We start from the raw sequence: 15,631 nt of genomic DNA, 5'->3' as shown, positions 1-15,631 counted from the left end.
CTATGGCCGAGCCCAGCCTGCTTGCGCGCTATCTTCCCATTCTCGGATGGGGACGAACCTACAATGGCTCGGTTCTGACGAACGATCTCGGGGCGGCGGTGCATTCGGTTCGATGGGCACGTTGAAAGCGGCACAGAATTGAGTTTCGGAAAACTATCCCGACAGGCGACTGACCAATTGCGGAACCCGCTCCTCGCATCTGCGATGGTAACGCCGCAAGGCGCGCAGCCGTTCGTTACGCGAGCCTCGCAGACTCGCCTCGATTTCAGCGAGGATTTCTGCAGCGTCGGGCAATACGTCGGGTTCATGGATCCGGACCCGGTGCAGCCGATCACTGATCCGATCGATCAGGACCGCCAGGCACCGGTTGCCCGACCCGGCTGCAAGTACCAAAAACACCGCTGCCATGCGGCCAGCATAATCGTCAGGCCAGTCTTCGAGATCGCGCGCGTTCGGGATTCGCCAAACTTCATCGCTCGCTGTTTCAAGCAAAACCGCATTTACGCGGAGGACATCCCGCAAACCCTGTTCGGTCAGAACCGGCACCCGAAAGCCGTCGCCAGGGGTGAGGTCGACCAGCCCCTCGCCAACCAGCTGGTTCAGGCTGTCCCTCACCGGTGTCATGCTGACGCCGAAATCGTCGGCAAGCCGCATTGCCTCGAGCTTGGCCCCATTGGCCCAGGTTCCCTCCATCAGCGCACGCTTGAGGCGTTGATAGGTGGGCTCAAGGACGTGGGCAGGGCTCACTTTTCGCCGCGCTGCGCCTCGGCAAATTCGCGCACCGCGGCTTTCTGGTCGTCGCGAAGCGCATCGGTCGCCCGCGGAAACTCGGCAATATCGTCGCGCAGCAAGATAGATGGGCACTGGCCTTCGTAATTGCCAAGATTGGGCCGGTGCTGACAATAGCCCGCAAGCTCGGCAAGTTCTGCGGGAAATTCCCGCGCGACTTCTGGCGGATAGGCGAGCCAAAGATTCTCGTAGGGCTTGAGCCAGCCAAGACTGTAACCGATCACCACCGCACGGCGCACGTGCCTGGTCAGATTAGGTCCCGCTCCGTGCACCGTCGATCCGAGAAAGCAAATGGCATCGCCAGGCTGACACTCGGCCGCGATTGGCGTGCCGAGCTGGTCTAGCGATTCAATTTTCTGCCTGTGGGTGCCGGGATATATTCGCGTCGCGCCGTTGGACGCCGTAAATTCGGTCAGGGGCCACATGACATTGAGCAGATATTCATGCGTGCCCTTCTCCCCTGCCCACATGTCGTGGTCGCAATGCGGGAACTGCTCGATCTCGCCGGGATGGACTGCAATCGCCTGCGCGACATTTAGCTGGATGCGTTCGCAGGCTTTGCCCAGAATTTCACGGGCAAGCGCGAGGATGAGCGGTTGAAGGACCAGGTCTCCCGCCCAGCGCGATCGGCGCAGCAAACTCCCAAACCGCTTCGTCTTGTAGCCATAGAACTCGCCATCACCGAAAGGCGTCTTTGCGTAGGTCTGCTGGAGGTCCGTATCGAGCGCTGCGAGGATTGCACTCGGCAGAGCGTTGGGGATGATGCAATAACCCTGCTTTCTGATCTGGTCGAGCCAGGGCGAATGCGCTGCGCCAGTCATGCCGCGATCTCCAGCTCGTAGTCGGCCACGCGATAGGATCCCTGGCGGTAGATACCACCGCAGGCGAGATCCGCAGGCGTTTGCGCATCGATATCGATCTGGAGCGCGATAAGGTTTTCACCGCCGATTCGGCTGCCGGGGCCGAGTGCTCGGCATCGCCAGCCAAATTTCGCAATCTGGCGGAACCAGTTCAGCGTAGCGACCGCGGTATACGCGGCGATTCCGGCGATCAGCGCGTGATCCGCGAGCGCGGTTACAAGTTCGTCCCGCGCGGCCCGGCGTTCCAGACGCGAGAGTGTCGGCTCGATGCAGAAGCGGGTGATCTCGCGAAAGTCCTCGCGCACCGGGACGGGGCCATCGCAAAGAGATGGAAACAGCTCGCCGAGAATATGCGCCCTGTCGGTCTTGAGCAGCCGCGCAGATGCGCGGTGACTGTCCTTGTCATCGGTGAGAATGACATAGGACGCTTCGCTCGTATCGAACTGGTCGATTTCGTAGACTCCTTCGAGCACGGGGACATCCCATTTGAGGAGATCGACGAAGACCCGCTTACGGGCCGCGAACATGGTCCGGAGCACCGGATCGGCGGGACTGGTATGGTTCTGCATTGTTGCTGCCTGTGATTGAAAAGACAGGTAGCAACTGATCGATCTGGTTCCGCTTCGACATACCAAGAACAGGGGATGTAAGCTTCCGCGGAATTGCGAAGCGTCCCAACTGCATGGGCGGAATTCAGCCCGTGTCTCGCCACCGGATAATGTCGGCAAATCCGATCAGCCCATCGAAAAGAGCTGCGACCACGAGCGACTGCTTGCAATGAACCTGATAGCGTTCGCGGGCCATTTTGAGATGCTGGATGACGGTTTCGGTGCCGATACCCAGTATGATCGCGGTCTCGGCGGCGGTCTTGCCGCGCGCGGTCCACAACAGACACTCGCGCTGGCGATCGCTAAGCACGGGAACGGTTTCCGTGCTACGAGAGGGACCAAGGGCAAGGGCGCAACTGAGCGCGAGCGTGCCGACGATCTCGGCAAGGGCCAGGCGACAACGGGGCAGATCCCTGTCCGGACACACGGCAAAGGTGCAAGTTCCGCGCGCGAGCCCGGGCAGGTGTCGTGGCACTGTATAGCCGTCGCCGATTCCGCATTCCTTCCCGACGGCGAGCATCTGCCGGTCCCCGCGGGTAAGCGGAATCATCTCCTCCAGCATATCCCATGCAAAGCCGATAAAACTCTTGTCGCAAGCGCGCCGGACGGGATCCTGGCCCGCCAGATCAAACGCCACATAGACCTTTGCCCACTCATCGGGATAATCGTGCAGAAGCAAGCCCGGCGCCTCGCGCGATCCCGAGCGCAATTCGAGACTAAGGGCAAAATGGTCGAAACCGAGGCGCCGCGATACCTCGGCAAGAGCCCCACTCAGTTCGGTGTCCGATTGTACATTTATGAGTTCAGTAGCGAACTCCTCTGCGAAGTAGGCATACATAGTCCGGCCTGTTCGACCGACGAGGGTGCAATCCAACACACCGCCGCTCGATCGCCTGCTGTATGCCTCACCAATGGTTCCATGCCATCGGCACCGGCAGTTGCTGTTGCGCGCCCCCCTGAAGGTTCGGTTTGTGGCGATACCGAACACAAGACCCGGCACCGCAGAAAACGATAGCTTAAACAGTAAGATTGGAAAGTAGCGGGAATGCCCACGCCCTTCGAAAGGGCCTCCGGTCGATTGCTAATCGCGGCCCTCATCGCTTCCGTCGCAGCGCTCAGTGCGCGAGGCCAGCCGCGTGGAGCCGCTCAGGAGATCACGATAGCCCGTCGTTGTCATGCGCCGCGCTTCGGCGACAAGACGCTGGGTCTGGCGCCGGTCGGAAGATGACTTCCATTCAATCGCGCGATCGTAATCCCGACCGGGAAAGGTCAGATCGCGCGCGATCTGCCGAACCGTTGCGGGTTCACCTGAAGCTGGGTCGAGCCTGTCGAGAATCGCGAGCAGGAGAACCAGCCGATGTCTGAGATAGGGTGAGGGTGTCAGCGCAGCGCGAGCTGCAATGGCCTGCCGACTGCGCGGATGCTCATGAAGCGCGCTGAGCGCCGCCAGTCGAACGGACATCGAGTGATCGGCCGGGACGATATAGCCATCGCGAGCGGCCGGCGGGGTCACCACGAGACGGTGGCGCGTGTGTTTTCCCGCCAGCACCAGGTGCCGATCTGCGCCGGCTTCCGCTTCAACCAGCAGCGATCGCATGTGAAACGCGGACGCGAGCTCCGTCCGACACACGGCTGAAGATGCGACCACAACGACGCTCGGATTGTCTTCGGGGCGCCATAATGCCGGACAGACATCGGCTCCGGATGCGGGATCCACGAGGAAATTCGAGGCCCCATGAACGCGCGCTTCGCCGGCCGGCGAGAGCTTGCGTTTTGCCGTCACCCGCACGGCGGAAGCGGGCGAACTGGGCACGATAGTCCGGATTGCGCCGCAGGAATTCCTGCGCGAAGTCCGAAAAATCGAAACCGTCGAAGCGCCTTTGCCATTCGGGGATGCGGACCATGGAGCCCCTCCTTTCGATGGTCCTGCTACCGCAACGGTTTTGCGCCCGGCATTCTCCTATCCGGGCAGCCGCCTCCCCAGAAATGGTGATGCGGGCACGACGTTTGAGGAAGGTCGGACGCGCAGAGCTTGCCTGCGGACACCTCCGGTATGGAGTAGTTGCGCCTTGCATGATCAATCGCGTTTGGGCACGATTGGTTGGCGCGCACCGAATTGCTGGCAACGGACGCGTGGACAGTTCCGCCAGACATCATGCACGCCGGTCCGGCCAAGGCCCGGCGGCCGATCCGGTCAAGGGACGTCGCGGCGTCCCGAACGGCGGCAAAGACCTGGACTCCGCATCCGGCTCATGCTGACGAGCCGACGAGTGCGGTCGCCTGCTCCCCCTGAGCATGACCGATTTCGCTGCCGGATCCCGGCACCACGCTACACAATCGCTTTCCTCGCCCTCGTCACCGCAAACCACGCGGGCATCGCTTCCGCGCAGCCGCCTGCTCGAAGCTCTCTACCGGGATGAGCGTGCCGGAGTGCTGGCTTACCTGAAGCGCAAGGTCGGTCACGAGCACGCCAGCGATCTTGCGCAGGAGGTCTTCCTGCGTGCCGCTGGGAGCGCGCAACTGAATGAACTGCGCAATCCGGGCGGTTTCCTGCATTGTATCGCGAGGAACCTGGCAATCGACTTCGCCCGGAGGAGTCGGTGCCGGATCGTAACCCTGTCGCTCACCGAGAATGGCGATGGCACCAGTCTACCTTGCCAGGAAGACCGGTTACACGCGGCGGAGACCAAACAGCTTCTCGAGGAAGCGCTGGCCGAACTCCCGGCGAAGACCGCCCGGGTGTTCGCGATGAGCCGCTTCGAGAAGAAATCCTACAGGGAAATTCATCTCGAACTCGGTGTCGGGTTGTCGACGGTCGAATACCACATGACGAGAGCTCTCGCTCACCTGCGGCGCGAGCTGGCCGCCGAGGACGTCTGAGTCCCGGTCAATTTAATTTCATGTGCAACTAGGGTGCCAGCCCACCCATGCGTCAACCCCTGCAACGGCGAAGCCAGAACGGCATGTCGCGATTGAACAGGGAGATCAGGATGATGCTGAAATCAAGAGGGCTGCCAGCCCTCCTCGCGGGGACGGCTCTCGTCGTATTTGCCACACCGCTTCGTGCACAGGCGGGCGAACAGCCCGGCCCCGCGCCCGACGACGCGGAAGCCTCGCAAGGCGAGAATGAAGGAAACACCATAGTCGTCACGGGTACCCGCATTCGCGGTGCGCGGGTGGTCGGCGAGGCCGTGTCCGTTGATCGGGAGGCGATAGTGGAAGCCGGCCAGATCGATCTAGGCGAAGCGATCCGCTCGCTGCCGCAGAATTTCTCGGGCGGTCAGAATCCCGGGGTAGGCTCGGGCGCCGGCCTCGCCAACAGCAACGTCAATTCCGCATCCAGCGCAAATCTGCGCGGTCTCGGGGCCGATGCGACTCTGACTCTGCTTAATGGTCACCGCCTGCCCTACGATTCCGCTTTTGCGGGCGTCGATATCTCGGCCATTCCGCTTGCCGCGGTCGACCGGATCGAAGTCGTGCCCGACGGCGCCTCGGCGCTTTACGGTTCTGACGCTGTCGCCGGCGTGGTCAACGTCGTCCTGCGCCGTGACTTCGAAGGCATAGTGACGTCGGGGCAACTTGGCGCAAGCACCTCTGGCGGCAATTTTCGCCAGCAGGCCGACATCATCGGTGGAACGCGGTGGTCGAGTGGCGGCGCTTTCATCGCGTACGATTTCGCCAGCAACTCCGGGATTGAGGCCGCCGACCGGTCATATGCCGCTTCGCTGGATCCCGATACGACGCTCTACCCGGCCCAGCGCCGACACGCAGTCACGATCTCGGGTCATCACGTATTCGCCAACGGGGTCGAGATCGCGCTCGACGCGCTTTATTCCAACCGGCGCTCGACCCAGGTTGCCGCGAGCCCTACATTGCGGTCGGTCGGCGAGCCGAAGGTCGAGTCCTACACGCTCGCGCCCTCGGTCAAGTTCGATCTGTGGTCGGGTTGGCGTGCGTCGGTGGTCGGCGTGTTCGGGCGTGATCGCACGAATTACCGCACTGCCTTTACTCGACCGGGCGTGCCAGTCAGCGTCACCGAAGGCTGTTTCTGCAACGAAATGTATTCGCTCGAGGCCGGCGCCGAAGGCCCGCTCCTCGACCTACCGGGCGGCCAGGTCCGACTTGCGGTAGGCGTGGGGCTGCGAAGCAACAGGCTCGATTTCACCCGCGTCTCGGGGGGCGATGTGATCCTCGCCTTCGACGAAGTGCAGCGCGCCAGATTCGCCTATGGCGAGCTATTCGTGCCCGTCGTGTCGCCGACCAATGCCATGGCAGGCGTCGAAGAGCTGAGCCTGTCCGCGGCCGCGCGCTACGAGGACTACCCAGGGCTCGACCGGCTCACAACCCCGCGGCTGGGGTTGGTCTACGCGCCCTTGGACGGTTTCAAATTGCGTGCCACCTGGGCGCGGTCTTTCAAGACCCCGACGCTTTACCAGCGGTTCATTCCCTACCAGACGATCCTGCTTCCGGCCGCCGCGTTCGGCGCCGGCCCTGGAACCGTTCTCTTCACCAGCGGCGGCAATCCTGACGTGACGTCCGAACGCGCGCGCAGCTGGACGGCGGGACTCGACATCGGGCCACCGGCGCTTCCCGAACTGACGATGTCGGCGACGTGGTACGATATCCGCTACAAGGATCGGGTGGTTTCTCCGATCGCCGGATCGATTGCCGCCGCATTCCAAGACCCCGGGTTCGCGGATCTCATCGACTTCTCGCCCGACCCGGCACACCTCGAGGGGCTGATCGCGGGATCGTTATTCGGGCTCGAGAACTTCTCGGGTGGCCCATACAATCCTGCAAGCGTGATCGCGTTCATCGACAACCGGAACATCAACGTGGCCGTCTGGGCGGTCGAGGGGATCGACGCGCGTCTCTCATGGAACCAGCCGCTGGACAAAGACCGATCATGGGGTGTCGAGGTTTCGGCTAGCTGGCTCGACAGCAAGCAGCAGCTGACCGCGGACCTGCCCGACGTCCAGCTCGCAGGAGTGGTCTTCAATCCGCCCGAATTTCGTGCCCGGGCATCGGGTCGGATCGTTGCGGGCGGCTTCACCGCCACCCTGGCCGCGAACTACTCCGGAGCCTTGGTCGATCGCCGCTTTGCTGCCGAGCAGCGTGTCGAGCCGGGCGCCACCTTCGACTTGGGTCTCAGCTACGACATCATCAGGGGCGACGGCAGGGATCCGCGCTTGAGTATCGCGGTCAACATCCAGAACCTGTTCAACGACGAACCGCCGCTCATCGGGCAGACCGGTCCCACCGATACGCCCTACGACTCCACCAATTATTCGCCAATCGGGCGGTTCGTGTCCTTCGGCATCCGGAGGCAATGGTGAGCGCGCTGTTCGCGGCGGCCGCGCTCGCCAGCGGCATCGTCCCGGTGGTAGACCTGCCGCCGGTGGCGGGCGATCCGTGTGCCTTCGTCGATGCGGCCCAAGACAGAGGTGAGACAGAAGACGCGCGATTCACGCTCGATGACCAGGTCCGGCTAGTCGACATCGGCCGGCAGGATCCGCGCGGGGCCCGTGCGCATTTCACTCTCTCTCCGGACGGGACAAGCGTAGCGGTGAATCTGAAGAGCGCCGATCCGGAGACCAACCGCTATTGTCTCAGGCTGGTCGTCGTAGGGATGGATGGCAGCGGAATTTTGCGCGAGCTCGATCGCGGCGGAGAATTCATCCGCGGCGATTTCAAGCTGCGCGACTTCTCCTACGTCAAGGCGGGCTACGACCGGTCCAATCCTCCACGCTGGTCTCCCGATGGAACGCGTATCGCCTTCCTCAAGCGGATAGACGGTTCCACGCAGGCCTGGATGGTGGCGGCAGATGGCAAGACACCCGCGCGCCAAGTGTCCTTCCTTCCCGACGACGTCGACAGTGTCGCCTGGACATCGGACGGCAACGGGCTGGTGGTCGGAACGCGCCCGGGCATCCGGCTCAAGGCGGAAGCGATTGCAAGAGAGGCGCCGGACGGGTTCCTCTTCGACGAGCGTTTCTCGCCGAATCTGGCCCGCCGACCGATCCCGACCGGCGACATCGCGACCGAGTACCAGGTGGTTTCGCTTGCAGACGGGCGCCCGCGGTCGGCGACACCTGAAGAGGCTGCTCGTCTCCATCCGGAACTACCGGCCAGCGCACCCCGCGACGCCCGTGTCTATGCCGAGAGCCAGGACGGCTACGGTGCGTGGATCGAACCGAAAAATTCCGAGCAACTGCTGAGCACGACGCGGCTGGTGATTGCCAAGCCAGACGGCGGTCGCATGGCGTGCGATGCCAAAGACTGCGAAGGAATACGGAGTCTGTGGTGGTCGGCAGACGGCCAATCCCTGCTCGGCATGCAATGGACCGGATGGGCGACGAGCCAGACCGCGCTCCTGCGGTGGGATGTTACCGAGCCCCGGCCCCACCGAATTCTCCTGACCGACGACATGCTCATCGGGTGCATGCCTGCGGGCGTTGAAATCCTCTGCGCGCGCGAAGGTGCCGACCGGCCGAGACGCCTCGTCGCGATCGATGCCGGCTCGGGAGCCGATCGCGTGGTCTTCGATCCCAACCCGCAGCTGCTTGGAAAGACCTTCGGGCAGGTGCAGCGGCTGCGCTTCACCGACCCTAATGGCCTCGAAGGCCTGGCCGACCTCGTGCTTCCGCCCGATCACCGGCCTGGCGAAAAGCACCCGCTGGTCGTGGTCCAGTACCGGTCCGACGGGTTCCTGCGTGGCGGCACCGGGGATGAAGTCCCGATCCACGTATTGGCGAACCGCGGATTCGCGGTCCTGAGTTTCGCCAGACCCTATCCTCGGCAGCCCGCGGCAACGGCCAAGACCAACGAGGAACTCGTCAGGACCAGTCGCGTGGACTGGCTATCGCGACGGGTGGTGCAGGCATCCCTGGAGGCGGCAGTCGACCTTGCGGTCCGATCCGGTGCGGTCGATCCCGAAAGGATGGGCATCAGTGGCTTCAGCGATGGCTCGTCGACAGTCCAGTGGGCACTGATCAATTCATCGCTGTTCAAGGCCGCCACCATGGGATCGTGCTGTGAAGACCTGTTCTCTTTCGCCTATGCCGCCGGCCCGCGCTTCGGACAGCTGATCCGTACTCCCGGCTACCGGTTCTTCGAGACCGGCTCGAAAAAGGATTGGAAACCGATGTCGCTCATCCTGAACGTCGACAAGATCCATACGCCGATCCTGATCCAGGCTGCCGACAGTGAATACCAGAGCGGTCTCGACGTAGTAACGACATACGCGCTGCGGGGGCGCCCGATGGAGCTCTTCGTGCTGAACGACGAAACTCACGTCAAGTGGCAGCCCGCCCACAGGCAGGCCATCTACCTGCGCTCGGTGGACTGGTTCGAATTCTGGCTGATGCACAGAATGGACTGCGACCCCGGGAAGGAAGAGCAGTACCGGCGCTGGAAGGCCATGGCGGGCGCACCGGCGCCCGAGAACCTTGTATGTCGACGCCCGCTCAGGTCCACGATCGCGCCCAGTTCTCGGCCTCGGCGAGATCGAGCAGGCGGTAGATGATCGAATCTCTGGAGGCGATATCGGTTGCGAGAGCCTGCTCCACCTCCTTCCTGTCGATGATGCCGTGGCGCTCGAGAAGGCCGTCCAGGAGGCGTTCGCGAAGTATGGTTCGATGGTAATCGAACGCGCGCCGGATGAAGCTGTCCGGTCCGGCTTTGGACGTGCGGGCAAGCAGTTCCGGCGGCAGGACGCCTGAGAGTGCGGTCCGGACGATCGCGCGGTTGATTCCCCCTTCGAACCACAGCCAGGTCGGCATGCCGAGACAGAATTCGAGGATCGGCTGACTCATGAGCGGCGAAAAGCGACGCGGTCCCATTCCCAACCCATGGATGCGATTCCGGGTGCGCATGATCAGCTCGAAGTGATCACGCTTACCGGACTGCCGGCCGAAATCGAGCTCGCGCCAGGAAAGCATGAGATCTGAACCGGCATGCGCGGATCCGTCCGCGAGGAGGAGGCGGGTGTCAGCCGGACGCTCGCCCCCCACACCGCGGCGCAGGCGCCGTATGCTTGCGCGCACCATAGTCGAGAGATCGGCCTCGGTAGCCCGGCACATGGCGACGAGCGTCTCGAGAACGCCCCGCCCGGGCCCCTCGGCGTACAGCCGATCGACAACCGGGGCGGCCGAGTGCAGGAAGCAGAACATGTTGTCGCCCCCGTTTCCATCGAAGACGAAATCGGCTCCCAGCTCATGCGCGCAGTCGGCAAGCAAGGCATCGATGCTGCGGACGAACGATCTGCGGCTGGGGCGTGGCAAGCCTTGCGATGCAGGCGATATCGGATCGAAGCCGGTCGGATCGTAAATACGTTCGGTCCAGTTCACACCCAAGCTGTTTGCTAGCAGCGCGACATAGGCGCGCTCGTCCCCGCTGCGGTCGGCAGTCGAGAGCGTTGCGCAGCTGAAGTCCTTCGCGCCCTCGGACAGCGCTGCGCAGATGAGAGAGGAATCGACGCCTCCCGACGCGGCCACGGCAACGGAACCAAGCGCATCCGCCCAGGCACCCGTTACTTCGATCGCGATTTCGCGCAATTCATGAGCAGCATCTTCAAGGCGGGGGTATGGTGCGCGCGAAATAAATGTGGATGGACGCCAGATCTGCTGAGTTCGATTCTCATGCGGGAAGTGCAATGTTCCGGGGACGAGTTCCTCGACGCCGGAAAGACAGGTTTCCTGCGTTCGCAGCTCCGGATGGGCAAGGAAGCGCCGGAGCGCGCTCCACGCTATGGAGCTCGATTTGCCCGTTACACGCTCGAAGAGGCGCGGGTCGGAGGTCGCAACAAAGTGAGTCGGGGATCGGCTGTAATAGACGGGGAAAAGTCCGCTCGGATCGCTCAGAAGGGCAAGTTCATCGCCGGGCATTCGAAGGATGGCGACATAGGCGCCCCAGAACTCCCCAACGAGCTGAGAGGCGGCCTCGAGTCCCGAGCAGGCCACGGTTTCAAGCCCATCCCTCACCTGCTGGGCGCCATCCCGCCGAAAGAGAATGCCGATAGCGTGACCGGCTTCGCCCAGGTCCACCGTGGGCGTGTCCTCGCCGATCCAGAGCCGCGGACCGTCGGCCAGAAGCCGGCACGGTTCGGGTTCAATCCGTAGCGCGCGGCCAGGTACCGCCAAGCTTCCGCACGGCAGCGCCAGAATGAATTGAGCTCCCGTCATACGATCAGGATCGGCGTGAAGCGCAGAACTTCCTCCACACTGTCGTTGAGGACTTCGTCCTCGTGTTGGGCCCAACTGTGCGCGCCGAACGGATTGGTCCTCACCCCTATGACGAGCTGCGCTGCCAGGCCGTCTCGGGCAAGTCGCAGTGCCAATGCGATGGATCGGGGCAGGCAGCGGTCCGCGGCGGTGCGCAGCACGCGGGCGTGCTGGAATGCTCTCAGGGTGCGATCGCGTTTTTCAGAGCTTTGCACCCCGGTTGCGACTCTGCGCTGCGCATCCCGTAGCGCCAGCAGCGTTTGATAAAGGGATCCGCTGATCAGACGGCGCTCGACCCTCCTTTGCCACCAGATCGCCGCCGCGATGTCCGCCAGATTGAAAGCGCCGATAGCCCGGGAAGCGTGCCTTGGCGTACGCCAGGCGGCCCTGAGGGGAAACATCGACGGCTGGTGGCGACGCTGCTCTTCGGGGCTATCGAGAGCTTGGCGAAATGCCATTTCTCTGTCGGACGAAAGCTGCAAATATCGATCGGCTCTCACGTCGAGAAATACCAGGCGGCCATCGCATTCGCACCAGGCGAGGCTGTCTTCCATGCGGATTTTAACCTCAGACGACACGAGGGCGCGGAGCCAGAAGCTCCGCGCCCCCGATGGTCTCACTCTTCGATGAGGCCGGGGACGTACCGGAGCTGCCCGGCATCGACGTCGATCTCGAAAATCGCGTCACCCTTCGTCTCGACGGAAGCCTGTCCGAGGTCGATGACCTCGCTGTCGATGGTTTCGAAGTCCTTCATCACGCTCTCCTGTCAGTTGGTTCGCGACTCCACTTGCCGCAGACCAAGACTGGAATGGCGAAGACAATCACGCCAACTTATAATGTAATTATAATCTATGCCCGATCCAGAAGCGCGACCGGGCGATGGAAACACTCGTTGGCGAATGCCGCGATACCTTTAGCGTGATGCCTGGACATACGTATCGACGCCCGGTCGCAGGGAATTTCGATTCCCGGTAGAGATATATGAGCGAAACAACCGCCAAAGCAACGAACTTGTTCACAAGAGGTGTATGTGCAGTATCGAGAAACCGCAGGTGAATGCTGGTGAGCCTTCTATTCTCCCTCGCGGTCGGCGACGCGTCGCCGGGCTCTGGAAAAATCGCGGTCGCTGGCGATGAAGCGCTCGAGCATGGGGGCAACGAGTTCACCTGGCTTCGGCGCGTCCTTGGAGACTCCGCCGTTGAGCACGATGGCGTAATCGACCAGCCGGCGATGGAGGCGGGCAGGGATCTCGATCGACAAGCGGACAGGCTTCTCGTCGGTGATGTCGGACAGCTTCAGACGGGTCACGATCCGCTCTCCAGAACGATGTCGCGCGTCACCAGCACACTCACCGGGTAGCCAGGCCGGATGGTGAGTGTCGGGCGAACGTTGAGTTCGCGAGATACGACCTGTTCGCCAGCCCGGTCTATGCTGTCCTGGCTTCCGCGGCGCAGCGCGCGAACCAGCCTACTGTCCCCGCCGCCGCCCAGTTCGCTGCCAATACCGAGCAGGGTCGAGACCAATGCGGCTTTCACCACTCCGCCCCAGTGGTAATCCACCTCGTCTTCGAGCCCGGCGTAGCCGGCGGGATCGGCGGCAGGCTGGCGTTCGAGCACGATCGAGCGGCCATCGGAGAGGATCAGGCGGTTCCAGGCCAGCAGCACCCGGCGCTGGCCAAAGCCGACCTCGGATTGGTAATCTCCGATCAACCGCGCGCCCTGCTCAATGAGCAAGCGCCGCCCCGTGACGCTGTCATAGACATTCTGCGTCACCTGCGCGGTCACGAGCCCGGGCTGGTCGGACCGGATGCCGGTAATGAGCGCCGCGGGAATGATCGAACCCGCCTGCAGGACAGCGCTCGACGGTGCCTCTTCGAGCCGCTGGGTGGAAGCCGTCCTTCGTTCGGCCGGCCGGTCGAGAAACGCGGTCTGGGCCGGTGGCGCGGTTATACTGGTTCCCGGAACAGCTCCCAACCCGGTGGCGGCTCCCGGTTCCGTCACGCTGGCGGGCTGCGCCCCGCCGCCGAAGAACAGGCGGCTGCCTCGTGCCGCTTCGCGCTCCTGCGCGATGCGCTGACGCGCTGCCTCCCGTGCGCTGATCGCTTGCGATCGGGAAGCGGGCTGAACGCCTACCGGCGGAAGCGCGGCGACAGCGCCGCGGTCCTGCGCATCGAGGATTGGCTTGCCGAGATCGCCGGGCAACGGCCGCCCGAGCCTGGGCACCTGCGTGTAGTCCCGGGGCGCCGACGCGAGGCCGTCTGCGACAGCCGTGCTTTCAGTATTCACCAATTCCTCGTCTTGTTCGTGCGACGCCGGCCGGAGCGCAAAGAGGAAGGCGCCGCCCACGAGGGCCAGACCGGCGGCGCTGGCGATGCCGATCGCCTTGCGTGACAGCCGCACTACACGCGGCCCTTCCCCGCGAAGCCTCACGATCGACTCCGCATCTTGCGGCTTCCGGTCGGGAGCATCCTCGCTCATGACGGCTTCCGCGCACGGTTGGTGATCTTGACCCGCACCTGTTTGCGACCGGCGCCCAGACGCAATTCGGCCTTGTCGAACAGGCGATCGACGATGATGTATCGGCCCGAGACCCGGTAGTTGGCGAGCTCGGCCTCGTCGTCTTCGCCGACAATGAAGAAGGGCGGCATTTCCCCCTGCGCGATGTCGGGCGGAAACTCGATCAGCGTGCGCCGTCCGTCGTCGAAGACGCGCACCGGTCGCCAGTCTGGATGATCGCCGGACAAGCGATAGGCGAAGTTCAGGTCTTCGAGCGCAAATCCATCGGCGACCGGCGCGACCCGTGCAGCTTCAGCCTCGGCCTTGCGCAACGCGATCAGCTCGTCCTGCGGATAGATCCAGCTCACCGAGGCCATGTAGATCCGCGGATTGGCGCGCAACTCGAGGTGGTAGGTGCGCCGGTCGGTATTGATCACGAGATTGGTCGTAATATCGGGACGGGTCGGTTTGACGAGAATGTGCACGCGCGCATTTGCACCGCTGCCGCTGATCGTATCGCCGATCATCCAGCGCACCGTATCGCCCGCCGCAACCGGCCCTGGCCCGACCAGAGTCTCGCCCTCCTGCAATGCGATGTCGGTCACCTGCCCGGGCTTGGTGTAGACCTGGAACAGGGCGCCTTCGCTATAGGCATAGCGCTGGATGGCGTTCTGGAACGCGGCATCACGGGGCTGGACCCGGGCAGCATCGTTCGCCGCTCCCACTTGCCGCTGGGGATCAGGGGCAGGCTCAGAGGCAGGGGAGCGGCGCGCGGCAGCGGGGGAAGCCTGCCGCGAAAGAAGGACGCGTGCGCCGGGGAGATGGTGGCTCACGTGAGGAGGTGCTTGAAGGATGGCGTTCAGCGCCGCCAATGCGGCCCGTGCCTGGGGAACGGGCGTGGCGACGACCGGCGAGGCGAGACCAAGCGCGCAGAGGGCGACGAGGCACGAACGAGGCGTGACTTGCGAGAACGACATCAGCCGAGCTCCTTTGACCAGTTGATGGAGGTGACGAAAATTCCGAGCGGATTGCGGGTCAGCGCATCGGGATCGTGCGGTGGCTGCACGGCGATGCCGAGGATCGCGGTCCAGCGGCTCGTCTCGGCAAGCGCGCCATCGCGGTAACGCCGCTCGACCCAGGCGACGCGGAAACTCTTCGGCGAAGCGCGGATGACGCTGGTGACCTCGACCGCCACCTGTTCGCGGCCGACCACGGCGAACGGATCGTTGGCGCGGGCATATTCATTGAGCGTCAGCGCACCGCGATCGCTCGCAAAATCGTACGCCCGCAGCCAGTTCTCGCGCACGACGATCGCGTCGTCGGGAATGGACCGGACGTGCTCGATGAAGCGCGCGAGATGGAAAGCGATCTGGGTATCGCCGGGAGAAAAGTCGGCATCGGCGGGAGCAACGCTGCGCGCTTCGCCCAGCTTGTCGACCTCGACGACCCAGGGAACGATCGTCCCGCGCGCATTCTGCCACAGCAGACCGCCTGTCAGGATCGCCGAAAGGCCGAGCGCTCCAAAAAACGCGTAACGCCAACTCTTCGCCTGGACCCGCGCCGAGCCGATACGTTCGTCCCAGGCCTGCGCCGCGCGCTGATAAGGGGTCTCGGGCTGCGGCGTCTTGCCGTACCGGATCGAAGGGCGCTTGAACATT

At 63.5% G+C, this 15,631-nt stretch carries 17 protein-coding genes; 4 read left to right on the top strand and 13 right to left on the bottom strand.

Annotated elements, in window-relative coordinates:
* Positions 1 to 2 precede the first annotated feature (2 nt).
* Positions 3 to 125 carry a hypothetical protein gene (locus D2V04_RS18275; RefSeq protein ID WP_267463441.1) on the top strand — a complete coding sequence of 41 codons (123 nt, stop codon included), beginning with the start codon at positions 3 to 5 and terminating at the stop codon, positions 123 to 125.
* Positions 126 to 153: 28 nt separating this feature from the next.
* Here the strand turns inward: D2V04_RS18275 and D2V04_RS02810 are convergent, their stop codons facing one another.
* The 6 genes from D2V04_RS02810 to D2V04_RS18105 form a co-directional block, all read right to left on the bottom strand.
* The gene (locus tag D2V04_RS02810) at positions 154 to 747 is read right to left on the bottom strand and encodes a GntR family transcriptional regulator (protein WP_066558410.1); all 594 of its coding nucleotides are present in this window, start codon (positions 745 to 747) and stop codon (positions 154 to 156) included.
* A complete protein-coding gene (locus tag D2V04_RS02805) occupies positions 744 to 1,610 on the bottom strand; it encodes a phytanoyl-CoA dioxygenase family protein (protein ID WP_066558412.1) in 867 nt (288 codons plus the stop codon). Before D2V04_RS02805 ends, D2V04_RS02810 begins: the two co-directional genes overlap by 4 nt.
* The gene (locus D2V04_RS02800) at positions 1,607 to 2,218 is read right to left on the bottom strand and encodes an acyl-homoserine-lactone synthase (RefSeq protein WP_119511835.1); all 612 of its coding nucleotides are present in this window, start codon (positions 2,216 to 2,218) and stop codon (positions 1,607 to 1,609) included. Before D2V04_RS02800 ends, D2V04_RS02805 begins: the two co-directional genes overlap by 4 nt.
* A 124-nt stretch (positions 2,219 to 2,342) precedes the next feature.
* Complete coding sequence (locus tag D2V04_RS02795) at positions 2,343 to 3,095, bottom strand: LuxR family transcriptional regulator (protein ID WP_066558421.1); 753 nt, start codon at positions 3,093 to 3,095, stop codon at positions 2,343 to 2,345.
* A 243-nt stretch (positions 3,096 to 3,338) separates the two neighbouring features.
* Complete coding sequence (locus D2V04_RS18110; RefSeq protein WP_066558423.1) at positions 3,339 to 3,854, bottom strand: DNA -binding domain-containing protein; 516 nt, start codon at positions 3,852 to 3,854, stop codon at positions 3,339 to 3,341.
* Positions 3,835 to 4,161, bottom strand: a complete 327-nt coding sequence (locus D2V04_RS18105; RefSeq protein WP_228766219.1) for a transcriptional regulator domain-containing protein — start codon at positions 4,159 to 4,161, stop codon at positions 3,835 to 3,837. The genes D2V04_RS18110 and D2V04_RS18105 overlap by 20 nt, the downstream gene beginning before the upstream one ends.
* A gap of 391 nt (positions 4,162 to 4,552) precedes the next feature.
* Between D2V04_RS18105 and D2V04_RS02780 the strand changes: the two genes are divergently transcribed.
* From D2V04_RS02780 to D2V04_RS02770, 3 genes are all read left to right on the top strand, one after another.
* Positions 4,553 to 5,137, top strand: coding sequence for a sigma-70 family RNA polymerase sigma factor (locus tag D2V04_RS02780; protein ID WP_082836098.1), 585 nt, complete (start codon positions 4,553 to 4,555; stop codon positions 5,135 to 5,137).
* Positions 5,138 to 5,247: 110 nt separating this feature from the next.
* Complete coding sequence (locus D2V04_RS02775; protein ID WP_182849636.1) at positions 5,248 to 7,593, top strand: TonB-dependent receptor domain-containing protein; 2,346 nt, start codon at positions 5,248 to 5,250, stop codon at positions 7,591 to 7,593.
* Positions 7,590 to 9,782, top strand: a complete 2,193-nt coding sequence (locus D2V04_RS02770) for an Atxe2 family lasso peptide isopeptidase (RefSeq protein WP_182849635.1) — start codon at positions 7,590 to 7,592, stop codon at positions 9,780 to 9,782. Before D2V04_RS02775 ends, D2V04_RS02770 begins: the two co-directional genes overlap by 4 nt.
* On the opposite strand, the gene D2V04_RS02765 is transcribed toward D2V04_RS02770, so the two are convergent.
* From D2V04_RS02765 to trbF, 7 genes are all read right to left on the bottom strand, one after another.
* Positions 9,724 to 11,439, bottom strand: coding sequence for an asparagine synthase-related protein (locus tag D2V04_RS02765; protein ID WP_119511832.1), 1,716 nt, complete (start codon positions 11,437 to 11,439; stop codon positions 9,724 to 9,726). The two genes, D2V04_RS02770 and D2V04_RS02765, sit on opposite strands and share 59 nt — an antisense overlap.
* Positions 11,436 to 12,032 (bottom strand): lasso peptide biosynthesis B2 protein, encoded by a 597-nt coding sequence (locus D2V04_RS02760; protein ID WP_119511831.1) that lies wholly within the window; start codon positions 12,030 to 12,032, stop codon positions 11,436 to 11,438. The genes D2V04_RS02765 and D2V04_RS02760 overlap by 4 nt, the downstream gene beginning before the upstream one ends.
* Before the next feature lie 62 nt (positions 12,033 to 12,094).
* The gene (locus tag D2V04_RS02755; protein ID WP_119511830.1) at positions 12,095 to 12,232 is read right to left on the bottom strand and encodes a benenodin family lasso peptide; all 138 of its coding nucleotides are present in this window, start codon (positions 12,230 to 12,232) and stop codon (positions 12,095 to 12,097) included.
* Positions 12,233 to 12,549: 317 nt separating this feature from the next.
* A complete protein-coding gene (locus D2V04_RS02750; protein WP_119511829.1) occupies positions 12,550 to 12,786 on the bottom strand; it encodes a DUF2274 domain-containing protein in 237 nt (78 codons plus the stop codon).
* Positions 12,783 to 13,955 carry a TrbI/VirB10 family protein gene (locus tag D2V04_RS02745; RefSeq protein ID WP_119511828.1) on the bottom strand — a complete coding sequence of 391 codons (1,173 nt, stop codon included), beginning with the start codon at positions 13,953 to 13,955 and terminating at the stop codon, positions 12,783 to 12,785. Before D2V04_RS02745 ends, D2V04_RS02750 begins: the two co-directional genes overlap by 4 nt.
* Positions 13,952 to 14,950, bottom strand: a complete 999-nt coding sequence (gene trbG, locus D2V04_RS02740) for a P-type conjugative transfer protein TrbG (RefSeq protein ID WP_228766218.1) — start codon at positions 14,948 to 14,950, stop codon at positions 13,952 to 13,954. Before trbG ends, D2V04_RS02745 begins: the two co-directional genes overlap by 4 nt.
* Positions 14,950 to 15,630: a conjugal transfer protein TrbF gene (gene trbF, locus D2V04_RS02735; protein WP_119511826.1), complete on the bottom strand. Its 681-nt coding sequence runs from the start codon at positions 15,628 to 15,630 to the stop codon at positions 14,950 to 14,952. The genes trbG and trbF overlap by 1 nt, the downstream gene beginning before the upstream one ends.
* Between the last annotated feature and the right edge of the window lies 1 nt (position 15,631).

This window comes from Pelagerythrobacter aerophilus, assembly GCF_003581645.1.
Lineage (GTDB): Bacteria > Pseudomonadota > Alphaproteobacteria > Sphingomonadales > Sphingomonadaceae > Pelagerythrobacter > Pelagerythrobacter aerophilus.
Note: the sequence above shows the minus strand (reverse complement) of the source record. Positions and strands in the feature narration are given on the sequence as shown.

Coding starts and splice junctions, on each gene's coding strand:
- D2V04_RS18275 (WP_267463441.1), top strand. CDS start 3: ATGGCCGAGCCCAGCCTGCTTGCGCGCTATCTTCCCATTCTCGGATGG.
- D2V04_RS02805 (WP_066558412.1), bottom strand. CDS start 1,610: ATGACTGGCGCAGCGCATTCGCCCTGGCTCGACCAGATCAGAAAGCAG.
- D2V04_RS02800 (WP_119511835.1), bottom strand. CDS start 2,218: ATGCAGAACCATACCAGTCCCGCCGATCCGGTGCTCCGGACCATGTTC.
- D2V04_RS02795 (WP_066558421.1), bottom strand. CDS start 3,095: ATGTATGCCTACTTCGCAGAGGAGTTCGCTACTGAACTCATAAATGTA.
- D2V04_RS18110 (WP_066558423.1), bottom strand. CDS start 3,854: ATGCGATCGCTGCTGGTTGAAGCGGAAGCCGGCGCAGATCGGCACCTG.
- D2V04_RS18105 (WP_228766219.1), bottom strand. CDS start 4,161: ATGGTCCGCATCCCCGAATGGCAAAGGCGCTTCGACGGTTTCGATTTT.
- D2V04_RS02780 (WP_082836098.1), top strand. CDS start 4,553: ATGACCGATTTCGCTGCCGGATCCCGGCACCACGCTACACAATCGCTT.
- D2V04_RS02775 (WP_182849636.1), top strand. CDS start 5,248: ATGATGCTGAAATCAAGAGGGCTGCCAGCCCTCCTCGCGGGGACGGCT.
- D2V04_RS02765 (WP_119511832.1), bottom strand. CDS start 11,439: ATGACGGGAGCTCAATTCATTCTGGCGCTGCCGTGCGGAAGCTTGGCG.
- D2V04_RS02760 (WP_119511831.1), bottom strand. CDS start 12,032: ATGGAAGACAGCCTCGCCTGGTGCGAATGCGATGGCCGCCTGGTATTT.
- D2V04_RS02755 (WP_119511830.1), bottom strand. CDS start 12,232: ATGAAGGACTTCGAAACCATCGACAGCGAGGTCATCGACCTCGGACAG.
- D2V04_RS02745 (WP_119511828.1), bottom strand. CDS start 13,955: ATGAGCGAGGATGCTCCCGACCGGAAGCCGCAAGATGCGGAGTCGATC.
- trbG (WP_228766218.1), bottom strand. CDS start 14,950: ATGTCGTTCTCGCAAGTCACGCCTCGTTCGTGCCTCGTCGCCCTCTGC.
- trbF (WP_119511826.1), bottom strand. CDS start 15,630: ATGTTCAAGCGCCCTTCGATCCGGTACGGCAAGACGCCGCAGCCCGAG.